The 24,609-nt window shown below is 65.4% G+C and carries 23 protein-coding genes, 1 tRNA gene and 1 pseudogene; 9 read left to right on the top strand and 16 right to left on the bottom strand.

What is annotated here, in order from left to right:
- Positions 1-56: 56 nt before the first annotated feature.
- Both ACEYYA_RS06155 and ACEYYA_RS06150 read right to left on the bottom strand, forming a co-directional pair.
- On the bottom strand, positions 57-686 hold the full coding sequence (locus ACEYYA_RS06155) for an ATP-dependent Clp protease proteolytic subunit (protein WP_374798686.1): 630 nt from the start codon (positions 684-686) through the stop codon (positions 57-59).
- Between the two features lie 248 nt (positions 687-934).
- Positions 935-2,596: a BCCT family transporter gene (locus tag ACEYYA_RS06150; protein ID WP_374799106.1), complete on the bottom strand. Its 1,662-nt coding sequence runs from the start codon at positions 2,594-2,596 to the stop codon at positions 935-937.
- A gap of 346 nt (positions 2,597-2,942) precedes the next feature.
- Here ACEYYA_RS06150 and hisB point away from each other — a divergent pair, with 346 nt between their 5' ends.
- Positions 2,943-3,530 (top strand): imidazoleglycerol-phosphate dehydratase HisB, encoded by a 588-nt coding sequence (gene hisB / locus ACEYYA_RS06145; protein WP_374798684.1) that lies wholly within the window; start codon positions 2,943-2,945, stop codon positions 3,528-3,530.
- Entirely contained in the window at positions 3,530-4,165 is a 636-nt protein-coding gene (hisH, locus tag ACEYYA_RS06140) for an imidazole glycerol phosphate synthase subunit HisH (protein ID WP_374798682.1), read from the top strand. The genes hisB and hisH overlap by 1 nt, the downstream gene beginning before the upstream one ends.
- A 132-nt stretch (positions 4,166-4,297) precedes the next feature.
- On the opposite strand, the gene ACEYYA_RS06135 is transcribed toward hisH, so the two are convergent.
- Positions 4,298-4,681 carry a DUF2147 domain-containing protein gene (locus ACEYYA_RS06135; RefSeq protein WP_374798680.1) on the bottom strand — a complete coding sequence of 128 codons (384 nt, stop codon included), beginning with the start codon at positions 4,679-4,681 and terminating at the stop codon, positions 4,298-4,300.
- A 169-nt stretch (positions 4,682-4,850) separates the two neighbouring features.
- Between ACEYYA_RS06135 and hisA the strand changes: the two genes are divergently transcribed.
- Positions 4,851-5,567: a 1-(5-phosphoribosyl)-5-[(5-phosphoribosylamino)methylideneamino]imidazole-4-carboxamide isomerase gene (gene hisA / locus ACEYYA_RS06130; RefSeq protein WP_374798678.1), complete on the top strand. Its 717-nt coding sequence runs from the start codon at positions 4,851-4,853 to the stop codon at positions 5,565-5,567.
- An 8-nt stretch (positions 5,568-5,575) separates the two neighbouring features.
- Here hisA and ACEYYA_RS06125 read toward each other — a convergent pair whose 3' ends face one another.
- Positions 5,576-6,910: an ATP-binding protein gene (locus ACEYYA_RS06125; RefSeq protein ID WP_374798676.1), complete on the bottom strand. Its 1,335-nt coding sequence runs from the start codon at positions 6,908-6,910 to the stop codon at positions 5,576-5,578.
- A gap of 39 nt (positions 6,911-6,949) precedes the next feature.
- Here ACEYYA_RS06125 and ACEYYA_RS06120 point away from each other — a divergent pair, with 39 nt between their 5' ends.
- On the top strand, positions 6,950-7,846 hold the full coding sequence (locus ACEYYA_RS06120; protein WP_374798674.1) for an MBL fold metallo-hydrolase: 897 nt from the start codon (positions 6,950-6,952) through the stop codon (positions 7,844-7,846).
- A 9-nt stretch (positions 7,847-7,855) separates the two neighbouring features.
- Here the strand turns inward: ACEYYA_RS06120 and ACEYYA_RS06115 are convergent, their stop codons facing one another.
- Positions 7,856-8,980 (bottom strand): Hint domain-containing protein, encoded by a 1,125-nt coding sequence (locus ACEYYA_RS06115; protein WP_374798672.1) that lies wholly within the window; start codon positions 8,978-8,980, stop codon positions 7,856-7,858.
- Positions 8,981-9,148: 168 nt separating this feature from the next.
- Positions 9,149-9,469 (bottom strand): hypothetical protein, encoded by a 321-nt coding sequence (locus ACEYYA_RS06110; protein ID WP_374798670.1) that lies wholly within the window; start codon positions 9,467-9,469, stop codon positions 9,149-9,151.
- A 164-nt stretch (positions 9,470-9,633) separates the two neighbouring features.
- Here ACEYYA_RS06110 and ACEYYA_RS06105 point away from each other — a divergent pair, with 164 nt between their 5' ends.
- Positions 9,634-13,338 (top strand): Hint domain-containing protein, encoded by a 3,705-nt coding sequence (locus ACEYYA_RS06105; protein ID WP_374798668.1) that lies wholly within the window; start codon positions 9,634-9,636, stop codon positions 13,336-13,338.
- Positions 13,339-13,474: 136 nt separating this feature from the next.
- On the opposite strand, the gene ACEYYA_RS06100 is transcribed toward ACEYYA_RS06105, so the two are convergent.
- The 10 genes from ACEYYA_RS06100 to iscR form a co-directional block, all read right to left on the bottom strand.
- Positions 13,475-13,551 (bottom strand) — tRNA-Arg (locus tag ACEYYA_RS06100).
- A 37-nt stretch (positions 13,552-13,588) separates the two neighbouring features.
- Complete coding sequence (locus ACEYYA_RS06095; protein ID WP_374798666.1) at positions 13,589-14,809, bottom strand: cysteine desulfurase; 1,221 nt, start codon at positions 14,807-14,809, stop codon at positions 13,589-13,591.
- The gene (locus ACEYYA_RS06090) at positions 14,806-15,408 is read right to left on the bottom strand and encodes a YIP1 family protein (protein ID WP_374798664.1); all 603 of its coding nucleotides are present in this window, start codon (positions 15,406-15,408) and stop codon (positions 14,806-14,808) included. The genes ACEYYA_RS06095 and ACEYYA_RS06090 overlap by 4 nt, the downstream gene beginning before the upstream one ends.
- Positions 15,408-15,896: a hypothetical protein gene (locus ACEYYA_RS06085; RefSeq protein ID WP_374798662.1), complete on the bottom strand. Its 489-nt coding sequence runs from the start codon at positions 15,894-15,896 to the stop codon at positions 15,408-15,410. The genes ACEYYA_RS06090 and ACEYYA_RS06085 overlap by 1 nt, the downstream gene beginning before the upstream one ends.
- 1 nt (position 15,897) lies before the next feature.
- Positions 15,898-17,133 carry a SufB/SufD family protein gene (locus ACEYYA_RS06080; protein WP_374798660.1) on the bottom strand — a complete coding sequence of 412 codons (1,236 nt, stop codon included), beginning with the start codon at positions 17,131-17,133 and terminating at the stop codon, positions 15,898-15,900.
- Positions 17,133-17,888 carry a Fe-S cluster assembly ATPase SufC gene (gene sufC / locus ACEYYA_RS06075; RefSeq protein ID WP_374798658.1) on the bottom strand — a complete coding sequence of 252 codons (756 nt, stop codon included), beginning with the start codon at positions 17,886-17,888 and terminating at the stop codon, positions 17,133-17,135. Before sufC ends, ACEYYA_RS06080 begins: the two co-directional genes overlap by 1 nt.
- A gap of 18 nt (positions 17,889-17,906) precedes the next feature.
- On the bottom strand, positions 17,907-18,806 hold the full coding sequence (locus ACEYYA_RS06070) for an FkbM family methyltransferase (RefSeq protein WP_374798656.1): 900 nt from the start codon (positions 18,804-18,806) through the stop codon (positions 17,907-17,909).
- Entirely contained in the window at positions 18,806-20,320 is a 1,515-nt protein-coding gene (gene sufB / locus ACEYYA_RS06065; protein WP_374798654.1) for a Fe-S cluster assembly protein SufB, read from the bottom strand. The genes ACEYYA_RS06070 and sufB overlap by 1 nt, the downstream gene beginning before the upstream one ends.
- Before the next feature lie 25 nt (positions 20,321-20,345).
- Complete coding sequence (locus ACEYYA_RS06060; RefSeq protein ID WP_374798652.1) at positions 20,346-21,395, bottom strand: cysteine desulfurase family protein; 1,050 nt, start codon at positions 21,393-21,395, stop codon at positions 20,346-20,348.
- A 133-nt stretch (positions 21,396-21,528) separates the two neighbouring features.
- Positions 21,529-21,987, bottom strand: a complete 459-nt coding sequence (iscR, locus tag ACEYYA_RS06055; RefSeq protein ID WP_374798650.1) for a Fe-S cluster assembly transcriptional regulator IscR — start codon at positions 21,985-21,987, stop codon at positions 21,529-21,531.
- A 214-nt stretch (positions 21,988-22,201) separates the two neighbouring features.
- Between iscR and ACEYYA_RS06050 the strand changes: the two genes are divergently transcribed.
- The 4 genes and pseudogenes from ACEYYA_RS06050 to ACEYYA_RS06035 form a co-directional block, all read left to right on the top strand.
- Positions 22,202-22,861 (top strand): alpha/beta hydrolase, encoded by a 660-nt coding sequence (locus tag ACEYYA_RS06050; RefSeq protein WP_374798648.1) that lies wholly within the window; start codon positions 22,202-22,204, stop codon positions 22,859-22,861.
- 75 nt (positions 22,862-22,936) lie between these two features.
- Positions 22,937-23,620 (top strand): hypothetical protein, encoded by a 684-nt coding sequence (locus tag ACEYYA_RS06045; RefSeq protein ID WP_374798646.1) that lies wholly within the window; start codon positions 22,937-22,939, stop codon positions 23,618-23,620.
- Positions 23,621-23,733: 113 nt separating this feature from the next.
- Positions 23,734-24,339 carry an HD domain-containing protein gene (locus ACEYYA_RS06040; RefSeq protein ID WP_374798644.1) on the top strand — a complete coding sequence of 202 codons (606 nt, stop codon included), beginning with the start codon at positions 23,734-23,736 and terminating at the stop codon, positions 24,337-24,339.
- 193 nt (positions 24,340-24,532) lie between these two features.
- A pseudogene (locus ACEYYA_RS06035) lies at positions 24,533-24,609 on the top strand (IS5/IS1182 family transposase); the annotation flags it as partial.

Genomic DNA, 24,609 nt, shown 5'->3' with positions numbered 1-24,609 from the left:
ATCGCAAATCGTCCGCCGCCACGCGGCCCGCCATGGGGGCCGCGCGCGGCGACCGGTCATTTCTTGTCGTCAGACTTGCCGCGCGGTTGCAGGATCTGGTCGATATGGCCCCATTCCAGCGCCTCTTCGGGGCTCATGAACTTGTCGCGCTCCAGCGCGGTCTCAACCTCGGCATAGCTGCGGCCGGTATGTTTCACATAAATCTCGGTCAGCCGCTTCTTAAGGCTCTCGCTTTCGCGGGCGTGGATCATGATGTCTGTCACCTGGCCCTGGAAACCGCCGGACGGCTGGTGGACCATGATCCGCGCATTGGGCAGCGCAAAGCGCATTCCCGGGTCGCCCGCGACGGCGATGACCGAACCCATCGAGGCGGCCTGACCGATGATCAGCGTCGACACCTTGGGCTTGATGTATTGCATCGTGTCATAGATCGCGAGACCCGAGGTCACGATGCCGCCGGGGCTGTTGATATAGATCGAGATTTCCTTGTTCGGATTTTCCGCCTCAAGAAACAGCAGCTGCGCGCAGATCAGGCTGGACATGCCGTCGTGGAACGGCCCGGCCAGAAAGATGATGCGTTCCTTCAGCAGGCGCGAATAGATGTCATAGGCGCGTTCCCCGCGCGAGGTCTGTTCGACGACCATCGGCACCAGGGTGTTCATGTAAAGGTCGATCGGGTCTTTCATCGCGTCCTGCCTTCTGATTGCTCAGGCGCCCTTCTAGCGCGCCAACCGTTAACAGAGTCTTATTGTCGCCCGACCGCCACCGCAAGACCGCGCCGGTTGCGCATGAAAAACGCGGCAAATGTGATCCATTCGTTCAGCACCGGGCCGTGGTGCCAGAATCAGCAGCCCGCCCCTGTCGGGCGACCGCGCATATGAAAGGGCCGCGCCAAGGATCTGGCGCGGCCCTGCATCCTGGCTGGCGGGATGGCTTAGCGCATCTCGCGCCGTTCACCGATCAGGCCGACGACGATCGCATAGCAGGCCGCCAGCAGCACGATGGTGAACGGAAAACCGGTCGAGACCGCCATCGCCTGCAACGCCGCAAGGCCGCCGCCCAACAGCAGGGCGATCGCCACCAGCCCCTCGAAGGTGCACCAGAACACCCGCTGCGGGGTCGGCGCGTTCACCTTGCCGCCCGCCGCGATGGTGTCGATCACCAGCGAACCGCTGTCGGACGAGGTGACGAAGAACACCACCACCAGCACGATGCCGATGAACGAGGTGATCGCGGTCAGCGGCAGTTGCGACAGCATGGCAAACAGCTTCAGTTCCAGCACCGCGTCCTGCACGCCGGTATAGCCCTCCTGCACGAACTGGGCGATGGCGGTGTGGCCCATCGCGGTCATCCACAGCACCGAGATCAGCGAGGGCACGATCAACACCGCGATCAGGAACTGGCGCACCGTGCGCCCGCGCGACACGCGCGCGATGAACATGCCGACGAACGGCGACCAGGAGATCCACCAGGCCCAATAGAAGGCCGTCCAGCCGCCCATGAAATTGGTGTCCTCACGCCCGAAGGGGTTCGACAGCGCCGGAAGCTCGGTCAGATAGGCGCCCAGATTGCCGAAGAACCCGGTCAGGATCGCCATCGTCGGGCCGACGATGATGATGAAGGCCAGCAGCGCGAAGGCCAGAACCATGTTCAGTTCCGACAGCCGCTTGACGCCGCTGTCCAGCCCGGCAACGACCGATATCATGGCGATCATCGTGATGACCACGATCAGCAGGATGATGGTCGTCGTGGTCGCGGGCAGGCCGAACAGGAACTCAAGCCCCGCCGCCGCCTGACCGGCGCCCAGACCCAGCGAGGTCGCCAGGCCGAACACCGTGGCAAAGACCGCCAGGATGTCGATCACATGGCCCGGCCAGCCCCAGATGCGTTCGCCGAAGATCGGGTAGAAGGCCGACCGCATGGTCAGCGGCAAGCCCTTGTTATAGCTGAACAAGGCCAGGGCCAGGGCCACAACGGCATAGATCGCCCAGGGGTGCAGGCCCCAGTGGAAGATCGTCGCGGCCATGCCCAGACGCTCGGCGCCCACGACATCGCCCGCAGCCCCGCCCAGCGGCGCCCAGTCGGTGCGCATACCGTTTTCGAGGACCGGCCCCTCCAGTGCGGTGGTGAAATGGGTCATCGGCTCGCTGACGCCATAAAACATCAGGCCGATCCCCATACCGGCCGCGAACAGCATCGCGAACCAGCCGGTCAGCGAATAATCCGGCGTCGCCTCGGGTCCGCCCAGGCGCACCTTGCCCAGGGGCGTGACGATCAGCACCAGGCACAGGATCACGAAGACGTTGCCCGCCGACAGGAAGAACCAGCCCAGATTGCCGGTCAGGAAATCGCGCAGGCCGGTGAAGACCGGCTCAAGCACGGTCTGAAAGGCCAGCGTGCCGATCGTAAACACCATGATCGCCAAGGCCGAGATCAGGAACACCGGCTTGTGGATGTCGAACTCGATGGTGAAGGATTCCGACAGGTTATCCTGGCCGATTTCGTAATCGGTCTCGATCACCTCGGTGGGGCCTTCGGGGGCGGGGATCGGCTCGACCTCATCCTCGGGGGGGCTTTCGGCGGTCTGGTCCGCGATCAGCACCTGATCGGAAATATCATCCGGGGCGCCGTCGCGCCGATTGTCCTGTGTCATCCTGTCTCCGTTCATCTGGGGCGCATCGCGGCCCGCCGCGTCGGCAGACCAGGCCCGTTCGTCCAACCCGTAATCGGGGTTTGCGGCCAACCGGTAACGATCGGCGGAGGATTTGGTTCAACCGGATCACGATCCCGACAGATCCGCCCGGCAAGACGCGCCAATAACGACATTTTAATGTCGTTTTCAACCCATCATATGCAAAAATGCGGTTTTCGCGCGGCTTTCCATGTGCAGCCGGGCCGCCTATAAGCGGGATAACAGCTTGAATGGGCACAAGGATCACGCGATGCGCCGCGCCGAAATCAGCCGCACGACCCACGAAACCGATGTCAGCGTGACGCTGAACCTGGATGGCACCGGGCGTTACGACATGCAGACCGGGGTCGGCTTCTTCGATCACATGCTGGATCAGCTTGCGCGGCATTCGCTGATCGACATGACCATTCGCGCCAAGGGCGACACCCATATCGACGATCACCATACGGTCGAGGATACCGGCATCACGATCGGCCAGGCGCTGACGCGCGCGCTGGGCGACAAGCGCGGCATCCGGCGCTATGGCGAATGCGCGCTGGCGATGGATGACACGCTGGTGCGGGCGGCGCTGGATCTGTCGGGGCGACCCTGGCTGGGCTGGAACCTGCCGATGACGGCCGAGCGGATCGGCAGCTTCGACACCGAACTGGTGCGCGAGTTCTTTCAGGCTTTGTCCACCCATGGCGGCATCACCCTGCATGTCGATCTGGTGCGCGGCGTGAACAGCCACCATATCGCCGAGGCCGCCTTCAAGGCCGTCGCACGCGCGCTGCGGATGGCGGTGGAACCCGACCCGCGGATGGGCGACGCGCTGCCCTCGACCAAGGGCGCGCTGTGATGCTGACCGTTCTGGTCGATTACGACAGCGGCAATCTGCATTCCGCCGAGAAGGCGTTTCAGCGCATGGCGCGCGAAACCGGGGCGGGCACCGTGCTGGTCAGCGACCGGGCCGAGGATGTGGCCCGCGCCGACCGCATCGTGCTGCCCGGCGATGGGGCCTTTCCGGCCTGCCGCGCGGCACTGCTGGCCAAGCCGGGCCTGGATCAGGCCCTTCGCGAGGCCGTTGATGCGCGCGCGGTGCCCTTCATGGGAATCTGCGTGGGGATGCAGATGCTGGCGACGCTTGGCACCGAATACCGCGACACCGAGGGCCTGGGCTGGGTGCCGGGGCGCGTCGTGGGGATCGACGCGCCCGCGCCGCTGAAGGTGCCGCATATGGGCTGGAACGATCTGGTCATCGACCACCCGCATCCGGTGCTGGCGGGCGTGGCGACGGGCGATCACGCCTATTTCGTGCATTCCTATCACTTCGTCGTGGACGACCCGGCGCATCGGCTGGCGCATGTCGATTATGCGGGCGATGTGACGGCGATCGTCGGGCGCGGCACGGTGGTCGGCACGCAGTTCCACCCCGAGAAATCGCAGGCCACTGGGCTGCGGATCATCGCCAATTTCCTGGCCTGGCGCCCCTGATCCGCCGCGCCGGGGGCTGTCTGCCCCCGGACCCCCGAGCGCATTGGGGCAAGAAAGAAGCGCTATGCCATCTTCGGGTGTGGAAAAGGGCGGCCTCGATGGGCCGCCCCTATGGTCTGTGCGGCAGCGGTCTTACTTCACCTTGGCCCAGGTTTGCGACTTGCACAGCAGGCCGCCCGCGACGCAGCCCGACAGCGACATCGACCCGCCGTTCAGCGCGATCTTGCCGGAATAGACCTTGTTGTTCGAGGGCCGCCAGACCTTGCCCTCGTATTTGCCGCCGCCCTGGGCGGCCATATCGATGACGATCTGCTTGCCGATGTTTTCGGACTTGTATTCTTCCTTGCCCTTGAAGGTGCGGGTGATGGTCCCGCAGAAGTTCGGCCCGCAGGGGGCGATCTGGACATGGGCGAAAGAGCCGTCATCGGGTTGGGTTTGCCAGATGCCTTCGATCGGGTCGGCGGCAGCCGCACCGGCGATCAGCGCAAAGGCGGCGGCGATGGCGAAAGATTTCATGGTGGTGGTCCTCCCTCAGGCGGCATTCCCCGGCCGCTGGGGGATCATCGCCTTGCCGGTGGCCTTGCGGCAAGCGTGACGTTAGGTCCGGGTCGGGCGCGGCTGCGCAACTTTCCTTTACCGGCGCGCTGTGGCAAAGGGGCGCGAACCCATCCAAGCAGAGGCCGCCATGATCCTGTATCCCGCCATCGACCTGAAAGACGGCCAATGCGTGCGCCTGTTGCGGGGCGAGATGGCGGCGGCCACGGTGTTCAACGATGATCCCGCCGCACAGGCGCAGGCCTTTCAGGATGCGGGCTGCGACTGGGTGCATCTGGTCGATCTGAACGGCGCCTTTGCCGGGGCGCCGGTCAATGCCGCGGCGGTCGAGGCGATCCTTGCGCGGGTCAGCGTGCCCTGCCAGCTGGGAGGCGGCATCCGCGACATGGCCACCATCGAGGGCTGGCTGTCGCGTGGTCTGGCCCGCGTCATTCTGGGCACCGTTGCGGTCGAGAACCCCGATCTGGTGCGGCAGGCGGCGCGCGCCTTTCCCGGTCAGGTCGCGGTCGGTATCGACGCCCGCGCGGGACGGGTCGCGACAAAGGGCTGGGCCGAGGAGACCGACGTGATGGTCACCGATCTGGCCCACCAGTTCGAGGACGCGGGCGTGGCCGCGATCATCTATACCGACATCGACCGTGACGGCGCGATGGGTGGCCCGAATATCGCCGCGACCGAAAGCCTCGCGCGGGCGGTCAGCATTCCCGTCATCGCGTCGGGCGGGGTATCGTCGATGGCGGATCTGATCGCGCTGCGCGATACCGGGGTAATCGCCGGGGCGATTTCGGGGCGCGCGATCTATGACGGCGCGATCGACCTGACGGCGGCCTTGGCGGCGCTGCACTGAACCCGGCGTCAGCGCGGGATCACGATTTCGGCCTTAAGCCCGCCCAGGGCCTCGCTTTCGCCCAGCCGAAGCGTGCCGCCATGGCTGCGCGCAATATCGGCGGCGATGGCCAGCCCCAGGCCGACCCCCTGCCCCCGGTCCTGATTGCGCGACGCATCAAGGCGCGAGAACGGCCGCAGCGCCTCGGCCCGGCGGTCGGCGGGAATGCCGGGGCCTGCATCCTCGACCGCGACGACCAACGCCTTGGGGCTGATCGTAGCGCCGACCCGCGCGCGCTGGCCATAGCGCAAGCCGTTGCCGATCAGGTTGTCCAACGCGCGACGCAACGCCAGCGGGCGGCAGCGCACCAGACCTTCGGGCAGCGGAGCGGCCAGATCGACATCGGCCCCGGCGCGGCGGCGATCCTCGACCAGGCGGTGCAGGAAGGGGGCGATGGCGACATCCTCGACCGGCTCGGTCGCGGCCTCGTCGCGGGCGAAATCCAGAAAGGCATCGACCATCTGCCCCATCTCGGCCACGTCGCGTTCCATCGCCGCGATCTCGTCGGGTTCGGGCGGCAGGTCGGGGGTCAGCATCGACAGGCCCAGCCGCAGCCGCGTCAGCGGCGTGCGCAAATCGTGGCTGACGCCCGACAGCATCAGGGTGCGGCTTTCGATCTGGCGTTCGATCCGGGCACGCATGTCCAGAAAGGCGGCGCCGGCGGCGCGCACCTCGGTCGCGCCCGAGACGCGATAGGGCACCGTCTGGCCGCGCCCGAAGGCCTCGGCGGCGCGCGCCAGGCGGCGGATCGGGCGAAGCTGATTGCGCAGGAAGATCACGGCGATACCCGTCATCAACAGGCTGGTCGCCACCATCAGCACCAAAAGTTGATGCGGGTTCGAGGCGCTGACGCGGCGACGATCGAAGGACAGCTCCAGCGGTCCTTGCGCGGTGGCCACCCCCACCCGAACCTGGCGCGACCCGGACAGATCGACACCGCTGATGCCGGGCAGCCGGTCATGCAGCACCTTGACCACGATGCGGCCCGAAAAGTCATACCAGATGCGGCGATCCCTTGGGGCCTCGGCCCCCGGTCGGGCGACGGTGATGCCCAGCGGCTGCGCCACTGCGCGCGCCGCCGCCAGTGCCTCGGGCAGGGTTCGCGCGGCCTCGGCGCGGGCGATCACCAGCGCCAATTCGCGCGCTGCGGTGTCCGACATCTGCCGGGTCACGTCCTCGAAATGCCGTTGCAGGAACATCACCGACACGACCAGCTGGATGACCACCACCGGCAGGATCAGGATCAGCACCGCACGGCCATAAAGACCGCGGGGCAGCAGGTTGCGCATCAGGTCATGTCCCATGCTAGGATGCTACCCGCGCCGACTGCCGGAAGGAAGCCCATGCAGACTGACCCCACGCCGCTGCCTGATGGGCTGCGCCTGATCCGTGCCGACAATCCGGGGCCGCTGACCGGGCCGGGGACGAACAGCTTCATCCTGGGGCGTGGGCGGGTGGCGATCGTCGATCCCGGCCCGGATGATCCTGCACATCTGGCGGCGATCCTGGCGGCGCTGACCCCGGATGAAAAGGTCGCGGCGATCCTGTTGACCCATGCGCATCTGGATCATTCCGCTTTGGCCCCGCGCCTGTCACGCGCCGTGGGCGCGCCGGTGATGGCCTTCGGTGGCGCGACCGACGGGCGCTCGGCAGTGATGCAGGCCCTGGCGCAGGCCGGGCTGGCGGGCGGGGGTGAGGGTTTGGACAAGGATCTTCGCCCCGACCGCTGTCTGGCCGATGGCGAGACCATAAGCCTTGGCGGGCTGAGCGTGACGGCGCTGCATACGCCCGGCCATGCGGCGGGGCATCTGGCCTTTGCCTGCGATGATCCGGCGATCGGCATCCTGACCGGGGATGTGGTGCTGGGCTGGGCCTCGACGCTGATTTCACCGCCCGATGGCGATCTGGGGGATTACCTGCGCACGCTGGACCGGCTGGCGGCGCGGGGGGCGCGGGTGCTGCGTCCGGCGCATGGCGGCCCGATTACCGACCCGGCCGCACGGCTGGCGGAACTGGCCGCGCATCGCGCCCTGCGGATGGATCAGATCCGCGCCCGGCTGGCCCAAGGCCCCGCGCGCCCGGCCGAGCTGGTGGCCGCGATCTATACCGAAACGCCGCCCGCGCTGTGGCCTGCCGCGACGCGCAATGTGCTGGCGCATCTGATCTTTCTGGTGGAACAGGGCGAGGTCACCGCCCGCCCTGCCCTGTCTGCCGATGCGGTCTTTGCGCTGACCGCATAAACCCGCCGGTCAGATCAGCGGCTTGTCGTTGGTCAGGTGACGCACCGCCAGCTTGCGGCCCATCCGGCCAGATGCCAGCGGGCGCGCGGCGTCGGGCAGGGTGTCGTCATCGGCCAGGTCGGGGAACAGCGCGAAGATTTCGTCCCGCGCGGCGGCACCGATGGATTGCAGCGCCTGCGGGCCGGTGAACAGCGATTCCGTCGGCGCACCTTCGGTCAGGATCACCTCGTGCCGATCAAACAGCAGGTGGAAGTAATCCACATCGCCGCTGACCTCGGCATAGTCGATGCCCGGCAGCTGGCACAATTGCTTGGCGGCTACCAACACCTCGCGCGTGCCGAACATGCGCTGCGCGATGGCCGAGGAGACCAGCACCCGGTGCTGCGGCGACACGAACAGATCGCGCAGCGGCAGACCCGCGCCCAGGGCACCGGCGGAAATGCGGATCGGCCGAAGGCGGCGGTCGTCCGCGACCACCTGCGCGCGCACCCGCGCCATGCCGATCCAGCGCAACGGCTGCGGGCCGTTGTCACGTGTCGTGACCAGATCGCCGACGGCCAGATCCTCGACCTTGACCGGGCCACCGGGCGTCGCAACATGGGTGCCACGCACCAGACAGGGCGCGGGTAGTGGCTCTTGCAGAACGCTGCTGTCGACGCCGAAATCCTCATAGATGACGGACCCACCACTGTAGGACAGCCGATATGAGGTATCCGGGGTCAGCGGGATCGTGCTCATCACCCCGATGATCGACAGAAGATTGCCGCGGGAATCGACGATGCCAACCGGATAAAGGTCGAAATCATCGCCATTGGCATCAACGCCGCGAACGGCATAGGGCACGTTCACCAGCGTGCCTCGGGGATAGTCGGTGCCAAACAGCGTGGCGGGCGCGACCAACGGCACACCCTGTTGCACAGCGGTGTCGATATCATCCCAGGCGCCGTCACGAAGCTGGAACGATCCGACCTTGTAATTGTCATCCAGCTTGACGGTGCCGCGCGTATATTGCGCGACCGTGGCGGTATTGGCCGAGGGATCAAGGGGCAGGCCGGTCCGTGTCCGGGGGCTTGAACCACTGGTCGAGAAAAAGAAGTCCAACGAATTCACGTCGTACATGTAAAAGGTCGTCATCGTCATCTCCGCTGTGCGGGGGCAAGCGCCGCCGACCTTGCGAAGACACCGCGACCCACAGTCCGAGGTCGAAAGGTTTCGACCGACAAGCTGCCAACAGGGCCTGGTCAGGCTATGACGAATCACCCCCAACCGAAAGTCAGAAAACGACATCAATAGTCGTATTTTTCAGTGCCTTGCGAAGGCCGGGTGCAAACTAAAAACGCGTTTCAATTGCAGATTGCAAAGCACCTGGGCCAACGCCTGATTTCTGGGCAGAGCATAACTTCCGGGGCGAAAGACGCTGCGGCGGCAAGGCCTTGAAAGATCACGAAATCCGGATTTTTGCCGCGCGATCAGTTTGATTTTAATGATTTTCTGAAAATTTCCCCCCTTGAGTGAAACCGCGACACATCGTTTACGCTTGTTGTCAGCTGCGCCGCGTTGGTTTGCGGCGACTTCGCGCGACAGCGCATCGAACGGGATCGTCCCGTCTGACAGGGGTTTCAATGGGTAACGATGATCTTTCCGTAGACCGGAAACCGGCCCCGATCCGAACAGGCCGCTTTGACCGACCGTGGGGCAGCACATGCCCCGCCACGACCAACCCGACAAACTGGATCTACACCGGCGGCGCGATGGCGGCCCCGGTTGCCGCTTTCTGGAGTTAACGAATGACTACCTTTTACATGTATAGCGCGTCGTCGCTGAACTATGTGTTCTCGACCGGCGGCTCGAACCCCAGCACGATGACCTCGCTTCCGGTCGACCCTTCGGCGAACACCTATAGCCAGTATTCCACCGGCTCGGTGACGCTGGCGACCAATTACCAGACCGGGTCGATCGTCATGCCGAATGGCACCTGGGATCCAATCGACACGGCGGTGCAATATGGCACCAAACTGCCAGCGACCACGACGCTGTTCGGAACCACCTACCCGAAGGACACGCTGCTGAACGTGCCCTATGCCATTCGCGGCGTTCTGGCCAATGGCACAGAGTTCGACATGTATCCTGTGGTCGTCGTCGACTCGTCCGGTGTGGTCAAATCCATCGTCGGGGTGATGAGCTCGGTATCCCTGACGCCCGGGACCAAATACACGCTGAGCTATGGCGGCGACTCGGTCATCTATGAAGATTTCGGCGTGGCAAGCTCGAACTTGCAGCAACCGCTGGACCCGAAAAACGGCATCGTCGAGGGCACGGCCGGGAACGACACGATCGACGGCAGCTATACGGGCGATCCGCAGGGCGACAAGATCGACAATGCCGACAACACCCTGGCCGGGGTGGCGGCGGGCGGCACCGCCGGGTCGAATGACGACCTGGTGCAGGGTTTTGCCGGCAACGACACGATCCGGTCGGGTGCGGGCAATGACACGGTCTATGCCGGTGCAGGCGCCGATACCGTCGATGGTGGCGCGGGCAATGATGTCATCTTCGGCTTTGGCGACACGCTGAACGGCGCCGATGACGGTGCGAATGACACGCTGCTGGGCAATACCGGCAGCGACAAGCTGTATGGCGGTGCGGGCAATGACGTCCTTTATGGTGACGACACGCTTGGCAACTCCACGGTCAGCCCCGGCAACGACACGATCGACGGCGGTGCGGGCAATGATACCATCATTGGCGGCCAGGGCGGCGATTCCGTCTCGGGTGGCGATAATGACGACCTGATCTATGGCGACACCACGACGCCGACCGACACCGCCGGCGGGGCCGACACGCTGCTGGGCGGGGCGGGCAAAGACACGATCTATGGCGGTGCTGGCAACGACACGATCGACGGCGGCACCGACAATGACACGCTGTACGGCGGCGGCGGCGATGACACCGTGTCGGGCGGCGACGGCCACGACTTCATCAACGCGGACTCAGGCAATGACCTTGTGTTCGGCGGCGCAGGTGATGACAGCATCCTGGGCGGTGCCGGCAACGACACGATGTATGGCCAGGATGGCAGCGATACGATCATCTCGGCCGCGGGCGATCTGTCGGACGGCGGCGCCGACAACGATGTGTTCAACCTCAACACCACCACCGGTGGCACCTCGACCATCGTGGGTGGCGAAACCACGACCACCGGGATTGATTTCGACACGATCAACGGATCGACCCTGACCGGTCCGGCGACCGTCAGCTTCACCGCCGATGAGGCCGGCACCTATGCCAGCGGCGGCCTGACCACGACCTTCACCCAGATCGAGGGCGTGGTCACCGGCAGCGGCAACGACACGATCACCGCCGCAACAGGTGTCACCAAGTCGATCACCGCCAATACCGGCGCGGGCAATGACCTGATCACCACCGGCGGCGGGGACGACAGCATCAATGCCGGGGCCGGGTCGGATACGATCAACGGCGGCAACGGCAATGACACGATCATCGCGGGCGACGGCGATGACGACATCACCTTTGGCGCGGGCGATTCCGTGTCGGGCGGCGCGGGCGATGACGATTTCACCTTTGCCCCCGGCCAGACCGGCAGCGGCAGTTTCACCGTCATCGGCGGCGAGACGAGCGAAGGCACGCCCGAGGACACCAGCAACAATGCCGATGATGGCGGCGTGGCGGGCGACAAGCTGGATGGCTCGGCGCTGACCACTGGCGTCGCCGTGACCTATACCACCTTCGAGGGGGCGAATGTCACCGGCGGCGCCACCGGCACCTTCAGCGAAATCGAAAAGGTCATCACCGGCAGCGGCAACGACACGATCGACGCCAGCAATGCCTCGCTGACCAATACCGGCGGCAGCATCGGTATCAACATCGACACCGGCGCGGGCAATGACCTGATCACCGGCAGCGGCGGCGCCGACAGCATCATCGCCGGGGCCGGGTCGGACACGATCAACGGCGGCAACGGCAATGACACGATTGCCGCCGGTGACGGCGATGACGACATCACCTTTGGCGCGGGCGATTCCGTGTCGGGCGGCGCGGGCGATGACGATTTCAAGCTGGACCCGGCGCAGACCGGCACCGGCGGCTGGACCGTCATCGGCGGCGAGGCGAACGAGGGCACCCCCGAGGACATAAGCAACAACGCCGATGATGGCGGCATGGCGGGTGACAAGCTGGATGGCTCGGCGCTGACCAACCCGGTCACCGTCACCTATACCACCGTCGAGAACGGCGGCGTGACCGGCGGCACCACCGGGACGTTCAGCGACATCGAGAAGGTCGTCACCGGATCGGGCGATGACGTGATCGACGCCGGCAATGCGGCACTGACCAACGGCGCGGCCGGCATCAATGTCGACACCGGCGCGGGCAATGACCAGATCACCGGCAGCGCCGGGGCCGATACGATTGCGGCGGGCGCAGGCAATGACGTCATCAGCGCCGGGGCTGGAAACGACCTGATCGACGCAGGCACGGGCAACGACAAGATCGATGGCGGCGCGGGTGCCGACACGATGACCGGCGGCGACGGGTTTGACACGTTCAGCGTCACCTCGGGCGATGTCATCACCGATTTCAACACCGCGACCGGTGGCAACATCACTGATGGCAATTTCAACAACAACGATCTGGTCGATCTGAGCGGCTATTACAACGCCGCCAACCTGATCAAGATCAACGCCGCGCGCGAAGCCGCCGGGCTGCCGAAATATGCCTCGCCGTTGCAGTGGTTGCGCAAGGATCAGGCCGATGGGGTGCTGAACGACATCAGCACTGCGAATGGCTTTGCCAGCGACTTCACACTGACGCTTCAGGGCGTGACCGGCGCGCAACTGACGACCGACAACACCAAGGTCGTCTGCTTCACCGAAGGCACGTTGATCGACACCGCCCGCGGCCCCGTGGCGATCGAGGATCTGGGCATCGGCGATCTGGTCATGACGCGCGACCGTGGCGCCCAGCCGATCCGCTGGATCGGTCAGCGCGCCATCGAGGCCGATGAGCTTGAGGCAAACCCGAACCTGCGCCCGGTCCGCATCCGCGCAGGGGCGCTTGGCGCGGGCCTGCCTGCCGCCGATCTGGTGGTCAGCCCGCAGCACCGGGTGCTGGTGCGATCGCGCATCGCGCAGCGCCTGTTTGGCACCGATGAGGTGCTGGTCGCGGCCAAGCAGCTGTGCCAGGTCGACGGCATCGACATCGCAACCGACCTGACCCGCGTGGTCTATGTCCACATGCTGTTCGACCGGCATGAGGTTGTGACCTCGAACGGTGCGGAAAGCGAAAGCCTGTTCACCGGGCCGGAGGCGCTGAAATCGGTCGGCGCAGCGGCGCGCGACGAGATCCTGGCGATCTTCCCCGAACTGGCGGACCGCGACTATCAGGCGATCCCGGCGCGCACCCTGGCCTCGGGCCGGATGGGCCGCAAGCTGGCGGTGCGCCACATCCAGAACGGCAAGGCGCTGGTGCAATAGACCGGCGCAAAGGCGACGGCGAAAGGGGCACCATGGCGGTGCCCCTTTTCATTTGACCGGTGTGGAACCGTAGAATCGCGCAGCCGGAACCTGTGCCACAGGCACCGGTTCGTCCATCGCAACTGTCTGATGAAATTGGCGCACCCGACAGGATTCGAACCTGTGACCTCTGCCTTCGGAGGGCAGCACTCTATCCAGCTGAGCTACGGGTGCGCTGTGCCTTGGTCCATACCAGCACGGCCCGGCGGCCTCAACCGAAAAGATCGCGGCAGAGATCCAGGGCCGAGACAAGGGCGTCGACCTCATCGCGGGTGTTGTAAAGGCCAAAGCTGGCGCGCGCGGTCGCGGTCAGGCCCAGGTGATCCATCAGCGGCATGGCGCAATGGCTGCCCGCCCGCACGGCCACACCGCGCTTGTCCAGGATCGTGGCGATGTCATGGGGATGCGCGCCCGGCATGGTCATCGAAAAGATCGCGCCCTTGCCCGGCGCCGTGCCTTGCAGCGTCAGCCAGTTGCGGTCGGCCAGTTGCGCCGCCGCATAATCGCGCAGGTCGCGTTCATGCGCGGCGATCTTTTCCATGCCGATGGCGCTCAGGTAATCCAGCGCCACGCCCAGGCCGATCTGGTTGACGATGCCCGGCGTGCCCGCCTCGAACCGCATCGGCGGGTCGGCATAGCTCACCGCGTCGCGGCTGACGGTGCGGATCATGTCGCCGCCACCCAGAAAGGGGCGCATCTCGGCCCGGCGTTCCGGGGCGATCCAGATCGCGCCGGACCCCGACGGCCCATAAAGCTTGTGGCCGGTGATCGCATAGAAATCGGGGGCGATCTCGGTCAGGTCGATGGGCATATGCACCGCCGCCTGACTGCCATCGACCAGCACCGGCACGCCCTGCGCGCGCGCGCCCGCGCAGATCGCCGCGACATCGACCAGCGTGCCCAGCACATTCGACATATGGGTGACGGCGACCAGCCGGGTGCGCGGTCCGATGGCGGCCAGCACCTTGTCGGCAGGCAGGCTGCCATCGGCCTCGGGTTCAACCCATCGCAGCACGATCCCCTGACGTTCGCGCAGGAAATGCCAGGGCACGATATTGGCGTGATGCTCCATCACGCTCAGCACGATCTCATCGCCGGGCTGAAGCCGGGGCGCGGCCCAGGCATAGGAGACCAGGTTGATCGCCTCGGTCGCGCCGGTGGTGAAGACCACGCCGTCCTCATCGGGGGCGTTCAGAAAGCGGGCGATCTTGCCGCGGACGGCCTCGTATTTCTCGGTCGAGATGGTGGACAGCGTATGCAGCCCGCGATGGACATTGGCGTAATCCATCGCATAGCCCTGCACCACCGCGTCGATCACCGCCTGCGGCTTTTGCGCGCTTGCGCCATTGTCGAGATAGACCAGGGGCTTGCCGTTCACCTGCCGCGACAGGATCGGGAAATCGGCGCGGATCGCATCGACGTCATAGGTCATTGCGGCATCGCCTCAAGCGGCGGCAGGATACCGAGCGAGGCGAGTGCCAGGCTGAGGATCAGGCTGGCCACGATCAGCGTGCCGACGGCGCCGATGGCGACCAGGCCGATATGGGCAAAGCCGTGCAATTCCTTGGTGAAAGACACGACCAGCCAGAAGAACAGGCCGACCGCGACCAGGCCCAGAACCTCGGCGGTCAGCGGGAAGATCAGCATCAGCAGCACCTGCGCGACCTGGATCACCAGCATCATCGCATCGATCCAGACGATCAGCCACAACGCATCGGCAAAGCTGCCCTTGCCGCCGAACAGCTGGCCCACGCGCGCGACCATGCCCGACACGACGATCAGCACCACCAGCTGCACCCCCGCCATGGTCAGGGGCGATCGAGTCAGCGGCGACCAAGGCGTGTCGACCGGCACCGGGAATAGCTGGCTGGCAAGCCAGGCAAGGATCGCCGACAGCGCCACCACCACCGCCGCCGCCATCCAGCGGCCCTCGACCGGGGGGGCGAGGTTCAGGATGCGCGGCACCGCCTGCGCGGGCCGCGTCACCGCATCCCGCGACAAGGCCAGAAAATCGTCAAAGCCGAAAGCCATCACGCCCCCTTCAGCGCGGCGGCAATGCCGGCCGCCCAGAATATCCCAAAGCCGATCCCGGCGACGGCGCGCGTCAGCGTCAGGCCCGGACCCGGCCCGATATAGCCCTGAACCAGCCCGGCCAGCAACATCGCCGGCGCCACCGCCAGCATCGCCCAGAACAAAGCGACGCGCAGCCGCAAGCCGTCGACACCGCGCCGCCCCGCCAGCCACAGGGCCAGATGCGACAGGGCGGCCATCGCATAGGCGAGCAGCGGCAGCATGAACATCGTCGCCAGCAGCGCGCCGCCGATCCGGGCATCCAGCGGCACCAAGGGGTCCAGATGCGCGGCCCGCGCATGCCCCGGCCATTGTGCGACAAAGAACAGCCCGCAGGCGGACAGCAAAGTGGCAAGCGCCGCCGGTTCGGACAGGCGCAGGCCCATCACCTCGGCCGCGACACGGCGCGGCGCGATCCACATCCGCGCCATCCGCGCCACGACCGACATGTCAGCCCTTCCGGTGAGGCGCGGCCGGATGGCGGTTCAGCCAATCCTCAAGCCGGGTCACGATCTCGGATTTCAGGTCGTCATCCTCGATCTCGTCGATGGCATCGGCCAGGAAGGACAGCACCAGCATCGCGACCGCCGCATCCTCGGGGACGCCGCGACTGCGCAGATAGAACAAGGCCGTCGGATCAATCGCCCCGGTCGTCGAACCGTGGCTGCATTTCACGTCATCGGCATAGATTTCCAGTTCGGGCTTGCCAAGGAACTGGCTGTTCTCATCCAGCAAAAGTGCCTGGCTGATCTGATAGCCATCGGTCTTTTGCGCGCCCGGCTTGACCAGAATCTTGCCCTGAAACACGCCGACCGCGCCGTTCTTCAGCACCTTCTTGAACACCTGACGGCTTTCGCAGCGCTCCGCCGCATGGGTCACGAACACGGTGTCATCGTGGTGGAAATCGCCGGTCGCCGCATCGCCAAGGGCCGCGCCCGCGACATGGGCCACGGCATCATCGCCCTGAATGTCCAGCACGGCCTCATTGCGGGTCAGCGTGCCATTGGCGGCCAGAGTGAAGGATTTGAACAGAGCGGCCTCACCGATGCGGGCGAAGATCGCGGTGGCGACCAGCCGTTGACGGCCCGGACCCTGGGCGCGGATATGGTGGAACCGCGCGGCTTTGGGCAGGTCGATCTCCATCACGGTATTGGCGCGCGCGCCGGGCAGGCCGGTTTCCAGGATGGTCACCTCGGCGCCCGGATCCAGCTTGACAACGTGTCGCAAGAACACCTCGCAAGCCTCGGAATTGCGGCGATAAAGGATGTGCAGCGGGCGCGCGATGCGGCCCGTGACACGGATCGCCGCCCCCTCATCCGCGCGAATGCCGTTCAGCGCCGCCAGAGGGCGACCCACGGGCTTCTGGCCCTCGGCCTCAAGCGTGCCGACAAAGCCCGCCACCCAATCGGGCGCGGCCGACAAGGGCGCGATCTCGATGCCTTCGGCTCCGGTCAGGTCGGACGCCTCCGCATCAAAGACCCCATCGGTGAAAACCATCACGAACCGGTCGCGGGTTGAAAACAGCGGCGGCTCGGCGTCCTTCGGGGGCAGCGGCGCAGGCGGCACCTCATCGGCCAGAAGCGCGCGCGGATCGGTATAGCGCCAGTATTCGTCGCGCCGGGTCGGCAGGCCGCCCTGGGCGTCCAGCCGCGCCTGCGCGCCCGCCTTCAGATCGTCCAGCGCCATCAGCCGACCTCCGCCAACAGATCGCCGTAACCGTTCTGTTCGACCTCGAGCGCCAGTTCCGGCCCGCCCGATTTCACGATCCGGCCATCGGCCATGATATGCACGACATCGGGTTTGATATGGTCCAACAGGCGCTGATAATGGGTGATGACCAGGAACGACCGGTCCGGCCCGCGCAGCGCATTCACGCCCTCGCTGACCAGCCGCATGGCATCGACATCAAGGCCCGAGTCGGTCTCGTCCAGGATGCACATCTTCGGTTCCAGCATCGCCATCTGCAGGATTTCGTTGCGCTTTTTCTCACCGCCCGAAAAGCCGACATTGACCGGACGCTTCAGCATCTCGGCGTCGATATTCAGCGATTTGGCCTTTTCGCGCACGACCTTCAGGAACTCGGCCGAGGACATCTCGTCCTGCCCGCGCGCCTTGCGCTGCGCGTTCACGGCGGTGCGCAGGAAGGTCATGTTGCCGACACCGGGAATTTCGACCGGGTATTGGAAGGCCAGGAACAGCCCCGCCGCCGCCCGTTCTTCGGGTTCCTGTTCCAGCAGGTCATCGCCATTCAGCGTGGCGCTGCCCTCGGTCACGACATAGCCGTCGCGGCCCGACAGCACATAGGACAGGGTCGATTTCCCCGACCCGTTCGGCCCCATGATCGCGTGAACCTCGCCCGCCGGAACGGTCAGGGTCAGGCCTTTCAGGATCTGCTTGTCTTCTTCCTCAAGCTTGACGTGCAGGTTTTCGATTTTCAGCATGTGTCTTCCTTGGATCGTCTAGCCCTGCGCCGCGGCGGCAGGCTTGGGGTTCACTTTGGCCAGGTAGGCAGCCAACAGTCGCCGGTCGAGGCCGATATGGTCGTCAAGAATGGTCAGACAGCGCAGCACCACATCCAGGCTGCCCAAGACGCTGTCGGCAAGCAGCGCCAGATGCTTGACGGCCTCGACGTCGGCGGGCGTCGATTTGCGCAGGATCATGTCGCGGCGCAGAAACACCGCATCGCCATCCACCGCCTGGGAGGCCATCATCGACGGGTCAAGCCGTTCGCCCAGTCGGCTGCGCAGCGCGTGCGATTTGGTGAACAGCATCTTGTGGAACTCGAACCCCTGCTTGCGCAGCGACGCCATCTGGTCACCGATCAGCGGCTGCTGATCGTAAAGCGGCACAAAGGCCACCTCGGTGATGATTGCGCCCGTCCCGGCAAGGGTTCTGGCGCCATGGTCAAAGACCTTAGTCTCGCCGCCCTGAATGTCGATCTTCAGCAGGTCCGGCGTCGGCAGATCCGTCAGGTCATCCAGCCGCTGCGTGTTGAAGGGCAACTGCCCGACCTGGCGCAAGGCCTGACGGAAAAAGCCAAGATAGCGTTCGACAAAGCCCGAGTTGGCATCCAGCGTCGAGTTGAAACCGTCCACGGCAAACAGCCGCAACACGGCATCCTTTCCGTCGCCCACAGCCGCGCGAATGTAATGCTCGCGCGGACCCTTGGTGACCTGAAGCTTTTCAAAAGCCTCGGGCGCGGGTTCAAAGCCCCAGATCTCGCACAGGCCGGCCTTGTGCATCAGCGCATAGGGCGGCGGATTGACCGGGTTGGCCCCGACGTCCAGGATACGCGTCAACGGCGTCGGCGCGACCAACTCATGCAACAGTCGCAGACGCTCGACCTTGGCGTCGACCATCACCCCACGCTCCCCTCAAGGCTGATCGCCACCAGGCTCTGCGCCTCCATGGCGAATTCCATCGGCAGCGCCTGCAAGACCTCGCGGCAGAAGCCGTTGACGACCAGGGCCACGGCCTCTTCCTCGTCCATGCCGCGCGACCGGCAGTAGAACAGCTGATCGTCATCGACCTTGCTGGTCGTCGCCTCATGTTCGACGCGCGATGAGGTGTTCTTCACCTCGATATAGGGCACGGTATGCGCGCCGCATTGATCGCCGATCAGCAGGCTGTCGCATTGGGTATAGTTGCGGCTGTTCTCGGCGCGCGGGTGCATTGTCACGAGGCCACGATAGGTGTTCTGCGCGCGGCCCGCCGAAATCCCCTTGGACACGATCCGCGACCGTGTGTTCTTGCCCAGATGGATCATCTTGGTGCCGGTATCGGCCTGCTGCATGTTGTTGGCGATGGCGATCGAATAGAACTCGCCCTGGCTGGCCTCGCCGCGCAGGATGCAGGACGGGTATTTCCAGGTGATCGCCGATCCGGTTTCCACCTGCGTCCACATCACCTTGGCCCGGTCGCCCCGGCAATCAGCGCGCTTGGTGACAAAGTTGTAGATGCCGCCCTTGCCCTCTTCATCGCCGGGGAACCAGTTCTGGACGGTCGAATACTTGACCTCGGCATCCTTCAGGATGACGATTTCCACCACCGCGGCGTGCAACTGATTGGTGTCGCGCTTGGGGGCGGTGCAGCCCTCAAGGTAGCTGACATAGCTGCCCTCGTCGCAGATGATCAGGGTGCGTTCAAACTGCCCGGTATTTTCGGCATTGATGCGGAAATAGGTCGACAGTTCCATCGGGCAGCGCGTGCCCGGCGGGATATAGACGAACGACCCATCCGAAAACACCGCGCTGTTCAGCGTGGCGAAAAAGTTGTCGCTGGGCGGGACGACGCTGCCCAGGTATTTCTGCACCAGCTCGGGATGCTCGCGGATCGCCTCGCTGATCGAGCAGAAGATCACCCCGGCCTTGGCCAGTTCCGCCTTGAAGGTAGTGCCGACGCTCACGCTGTCGAACACTGCGTCCACCGCGACCTTGCGGCCCTCGGCAGGCGCGCCCTCGGCGCCCTCGATCCCGGCCAGGATCATCTGTTCCTTCAGCGGGATGCCCAGCTTTTCATAGGTCGCCAGCAGCTTCGGGTCGACCTCATCCAGCGACTTCGGCTTTTCCGCCATGCTTTTCGGCTGGGCGTAATAATACTGATCCTGATAGTCGATGACCGGATAATTCAGCATCGCCCAACTGGGTTCGGTCATGGTCAGCCAGCGGCGATAGGCCGCCAGCCGCCAGTCGGTCATCCATTCGGGTTCGCCATTCTTCTGGCTGATCAGCCGGACGATATCCTCATTCAGCCCCTTGGGGGCGTATTCCATCTCGATGTCGGTTTCCCAGCCGTATTTGTAACTGCCCATGTTCTGAACAGTTTCCACGGTTTCACGGTCCACCCCCTCGCGGATGTCGAGGTCTTGCGTCATTGCGTCTCCCTGCCCCGGCGGGGCCTCAGCCATGGCGCGCCCGGTGTCGCCGGTGCGCGCTTTCCCATGCGCGCAGGAAGCGGTCAACCTGGTCGCGCGTCGTCCCTATTCCCAATGAGATGCGGATGGCCGAGGCCACCTGCATCTCGTCATACCCCATCGCGCGCAACACCCGGCTGGCACGCACCTTGCCCGATGAACAGGCCGACCCCGCGCTGATCGCGAAACCGGCCAGATCCATCTGCATGACCTGGGTTTCACCCTTCCAGCCGGGCGAGATCACGCAGGTCGTGTTGGGCAGGCGCGGGGCCGCTTCGGCACCCGACCCCGGAAACATAGCATTTTCGTCGGATTCTGCCAGCCCATTTTCAAGAATCGTTCTAAGTTCGGCAACCCGATCCCAATCGCCATCGGCCAGATGCTGCGCGGCCCGGCGCGCGGCGGCGGCAAAACCCGCGATGCCGATCAGGTTTTCGGTCCCTGCGCGCCGCCCCATCTCTTGCCCGCCGCCGCGCAATTGCGCCGCAATCTCGGTTCCGGGGCGCAGGATCAGCGCACCCACACCCTTTGGCCCGCCCAGCTTGTGCGCGCTGACCAGCCCCATGGTGATGCCCAGCCAGTTGAAGGCAAAGGGGATCTTGCCGAAACCCTGGGTCAGGTCGCTGACCGCCAGCCCCTCGGGCAGGGTCTGAACCACGCCCGTCTCGGAATTGGCCAGTTGCAGCGCGGCACGCCCCGGATCGGCCACCGACACCCGCCCCGCCGCATCGACCGGCAGGCCGTCGCGGCACCAGGCCGCCACCGCGTCATGCTCGACGCTCGCGCAATCCAGATCGCGACCGGCCAGGGCCAGGGCGGCCGCCTCGGTCGCGCCCGAGGTGAACACGACATCGCACCCATCCGCGCCCAGCGCCGCAGCCACATCCGCGCGCGCCGATTCGATCAGTGCCTTGGCAGCCCGCCCTTCCGCATGAACCGAGGACGGATTGCCCACCACATCCATCGCCGCCATCATCGCGGCCCGCGCCTCGGCCACCAAGGGCGTGGTCGCGTTATGATCCAGATACACCCGCATCCCGACTCCTTACGCGCGTCGCGCCCCGTGGCCGCCGTCGGCAAGGTGGATGTTCATCCCAAGAAGAAAGCGGCTTTCTTCGTGGTCCAAATATCCCCCGCGGACCGTCCCGCAGCCGGGCAGGCGCGCGCCGTCAGTCATCGACGACCGAGAACAGACCGGGCACCGCCGGACAGGGCTTCAGCCGATTGCCGATCACATCGGCCAGCGTCGTTTCATAAAGGAAAACATAGACATGCGCCGACAGGCTTTCCCACAGCCGGTTCGACAGGCTTTGCGCGCGCGTGCCCGATACGCCGCCCGTCACACCGGCACCGGTATGCATCGCGCTGACGGTTTCATCCACCGCCTCCAGCACATCGGCCAGCCGCAGATCCTCGGGGGCGCGGGCAAGGCGATAGCCGCCGCCGGGGCCACGCACGCTGTCCACCAGCCCGGCACGGCGCAGGCGAACGAAAAGCTGTTCCAGATACGGCAGCGAGATATCCTGCCGGCGCGAGATCTCGGCCAGCGAGGTCAGATGTTCTGGCCCCGCCAGCGCCAGATCGCACAGCGCAACCACCGCATAGCGTCCCTTGGTGGACAGTTTCATCGCATCCCCCTTGCATCTCCGCGCGGCCTCGACCGGACGGGCGCGCGCCACCCTGAACCGCGCTTGGCGATTGACGCGCGGCGCGCGGCGGACTACCTGATCCTGTCGCGGCCTCTTGCAGGCCGCTGACCGCAACACGATCTAAGGACAGGCCCGGCCAGCGTCAAGCCGGACCGCCCCCCGGCCCGCGTGGCCCCGACATAAGGCAAATCTGATGCCCGAAGTGATTTTCGCCGGCCCCGAAGGCCGTCTTGAGGGCCGCTATCACGCCCAGCCCCAGCCCGATGCCCCGATTGCCATCATCCTGCATCCGAACCCGCAGTTCGGCGGCACGATGAACAACCGCGTCGTCTATAACCTGCATTACGCCTTTCACCGGCTTGGGTTTACCGTTCTGCGGTTCAACTTCCGCGGCGTCGGCCGCAGCCAGGGCGAGTTCGATCAGGGCATTGGCGAACTCAGCGATGCCGCCTCGGCGCTGGATTACCTGCAAGCGATGAACCCGAACTCCAAGCATTGCTGGGTTGCGGGCTTCAGCTTTGGCGCCTGGATCGGAATGCAACTGTTGATGCGCCGCCCCGAGATCACCGGCTTCATCAGCGTGGCCCCGCCCGCGAACATGTATGATTTCAGCTTTCTGGCGCCCTGCCCGGCCTCGGGCCTGATCATCAACGGCAGCGCCGATCGTGTCGCGCCGCCCAAGGATACGCAGGCATTGGTCGGCAAGCTGCGCGAACAGAAGGGCATCACCATCACCCATCAGGAAATTGATGGGGCCGATCATTTCTTCAAGGATGATCAAGCACATATGGGCCCGATGATCGATCACGTCTCGACCTATGTGCGCCGCCGCCTGACGGAGACCACGCGCTGATCGGGGCGCGTTAGGGCGACGTCAAGTGGCCGGATGCTAAGCGAAACCTGGACACCACAAGGAAAGGATGTTCAGGTGATTCGGATGATGATGATGGCGGCGGCGCTGACAGCGCCCGCCGTGGTGCCCGCACGGGCACAAATCGGCTCGGCGGACGTCGGCGGGCCGGTTCAGTCACACAGCTTCGCGCAGGCGCGAATGATCGGTGACGATCCACAGATCAGCACGCAGGGCGGTGTGGTCGCTGCGGGGGCCGAAGGTGCCGGTGCGGCAGGCGCCTTTGCCGTTGCCGGGCAAGCGGGCTCCGCGCGATCGGATGCCGGCATCCCGGCGCGCTATCGCCACGGCGGGACCGGTCGTAGTTTCTGGGACGGCGGTGATGATCCGCTGACCGCCGGGGGCGGTGCCATCGGTCGCGCCGCCAACGTGGACAGCGGCGATGACGCGGGCGCGGCGGCGGATGCCGGCGGCGACGCCGGATCCACCCCGCAGGACAACGACAAGAACGGCGATGGCATCTCGGATGACTATGATTGGGATGACGTCAGCACCTGGGACGACGAACCCTTCCCCGACGACGGCGATGGCGGCGACGGTTCTGACGGTGACAGCGGTGATGATCCGGCTGATGTTCCCGATGACGATCCCTTTGACGATGCGGATGGCGCGGGCGATGAAACGGCCGATGACATGGGGGGCGATGAGGACGCTACATCCGATGATGCAGGCGGCGAATTGACCGGCCAAGGCGCGGCTTGACCTTGGCCCTGCCAGCGCCCATCCTGGGTGCTGGCAGGTCTTCGTGGTGGCGTCCTGCGTCGCCCCGCTGACCCTTTGCATCAACGCATCCATCGCTGCGGGACAAAGACCCGATGACAGATCCCGAAGCCGCGGCCCGGCGTCTTGACCGGCAGATCGCCTTTTTGACCGAGGCCGATCGGCTGAAAACCGTCCTTCGCGCCACACCGATCACCGATCGGTCACGCCCGGAAAACTCGGCTGAACATAGCTGGCACCTGGCGCTTTACGCCCTGATCCTGGCCGACCACGCCCGGCCCGGCGTCAATATCGACCGCGTGATCCGGATGCTGATCCTGCATGACCTGGTCGAGATCGACGTGGGCGATGTGCCGATCCACGCCAATGGCGGCCAGTCGCACGCCAGCCACGCCCGGCTGGCCGACGAGGCCGCCGCCGCCGATCGCATCTTCGGCCTGCTGCCCGATGACCTGGCCACTGATCTGCGCGCCCTGTGGGATGAGTTCGAGGAGGCCCGGACAGAGGATGCAATCTTTGCCAAATCGCTGGACCGTGTTCAGCCGGTGCTGATGAACCTGGCATCGGGTGGCGGGTCGTGGCGCGATTATGCGGTGACGCTGGACCAGGTCGAAACCCGCGTCGGCACCAAGGTCGCCCGCGGCGCACCCCGGCTGTGGCAGGCCTTGCAGTTGCGCCTGAAGCAATTTTTCAACGCGTGAACGATTATCCAGCCGGGACGACCTGCACGACCGGGCGAGGACCGCAAGCCGGACCGGTTGCGCGCACCACCAAGCCGCTGGTGGCCCACGCCGCTCCGTCCGGGAAATGGCGGGCGCCGCAGGCCCTGCTAGGGTCAGGACTCATTGATCTTCCGGATGCGGCCTGATTCAGGCTCCGCAAGGAGACTGGATAATGAGCAACCTTTTCTGGCTGACCGAGGCGCAGATGGCGCGCCTCGCGCCGTTCTTTCCGAAGAGCCACGGCAAGCC

Origin of the sequence: Paracoccus zhouxuedongae, assembly GCF_041927815.1 — a bacterium.
Classification (GTDB): domain Bacteria; phylum Pseudomonadota; class Alphaproteobacteria; order Rhodobacterales; family Rhodobacteraceae; genus Paracoccus.
Note: the sequence above shows the minus strand (reverse complement) of the source record. Positions and strands in the feature narration are given on the sequence as shown.

Bases quoted from the DNA above. Each gene is read 5' to 3' on its own strand.
- hisB (WP_374798684.1), top strand. From the start codon at position 2,943: ATGCGCCGCGCCGAAATCAGCCGCACGACCCACGAAACCGATGTCAGC.
- ACEYYA_RS06085 (WP_374798662.1), bottom strand. From the start codon at position 15,896: ATGTCGGTCGTGGCGCGGATGGCGCGGATGTGGATCGCGCCGCGCCGT.
- ACEYYA_RS06050 (WP_374798648.1), top strand. From the start codon at position 22,202: ATGCCCGAAGTGATTTTCGCCGGCCCCGAAGGCCGTCTTGAGGGCCGC.
- ACEYYA_RS06090 (WP_374798664.1), bottom strand. From the start codon at position 15,408: ATGGCTTTCGGCTTTGACGATTTTCTGGCCTTGTCGCGGGATGCGGTG.
- ACEYYA_RS06095 (WP_374798666.1), bottom strand. From the start codon at position 14,809: ATGACCTATGACGTCGATGCGATCCGCGCCGATTTCCCGATCCTGTCG.
- hisH (WP_374798682.1), top strand. From the start codon at position 3,530: ATGCTGACCGTTCTGGTCGATTACGACAGCGGCAATCTGCATTCCGCC.
- sufC (WP_374798658.1), bottom strand. From the start codon at position 17,888: ATGCTGAAAATCGAAAACCTGCACGTCAAGCTTGAGGAAGAAGACAAG.
- iscR (WP_374798650.1), bottom strand. From the start codon at position 21,987: ATGAAACTGTCCACCAAGGGACGCTATGCGGTGGTTGCGCTGTGCGAT.
- ACEYYA_RS06060 (WP_374798652.1), bottom strand. From the start codon at position 21,395: ATGCGGGTGTATCTGGATCATAACGCGACCACGCCCTTGGTGGCCGAG.
- ACEYYA_RS06120 (WP_374798674.1), top strand. From the start codon at position 6,950: ATGCAGACTGACCCCACGCCGCTGCCTGATGGGCTGCGCCTGATCCGT.
- ACEYYA_RS06155 (WP_374798686.1), bottom strand. From the start codon at position 686: ATGAAAGACCCGATCGACCTTTACATGAACACCCTGGTGCCGATGGTC.
- ACEYYA_RS06070 (WP_374798656.1), bottom strand. From the start codon at position 18,806: ATGGTCGACGCCAAGGTCGAGCGTCTGCGACTGTTGCATGAGTTGGTC.
- ACEYYA_RS06040 (WP_374798644.1), top strand. From the start codon at position 23,734: ATGACAGATCCCGAAGCCGCGGCCCGGCGTCTTGACCGGCAGATCGCC.
- ACEYYA_RS06135 (WP_374798680.1), bottom strand. From the start codon at position 4,681: ATGAAATCTTTCGCCATCGCCGCCGCCTTTGCGCTGATCGCCGGTGCG.
- ACEYYA_RS06115 (WP_374798672.1), bottom strand. From the start codon at position 8,980: ATGACGACCTTTTACATGTACGACGTGAATTCGTTGGACTTCTTTTTC.
- hisA (WP_374798678.1), top strand. From the start codon at position 4,851: ATGATCCTGTATCCCGCCATCGACCTGAAAGACGGCCAATGCGTGCGC.
- sufB (WP_374798654.1), bottom strand. From the start codon at position 20,320: ATGACGCAAGACCTCGACATCCGCGAGGGGGTGGACCGTGAAACCGTG.
- ACEYYA_RS06080 (WP_374798660.1), bottom strand. From the start codon at position 17,133: ATGGCGCTGGACGATCTGAAGGCGGGCGCGCAGGCGCGGCTGGACGCC.
- ACEYYA_RS06125 (WP_374798676.1), bottom strand. From the start codon at position 6,910: ATGGGACATGACCTGATGCGCAACCTGCTGCCCCGCGGTCTTTATGGC.
- ACEYYA_RS06105 (WP_374798668.1), top strand. From the start codon at position 9,634: ATGACTACCTTTTACATGTATAGCGCGTCGTCGCTGAACTATGTGTTC.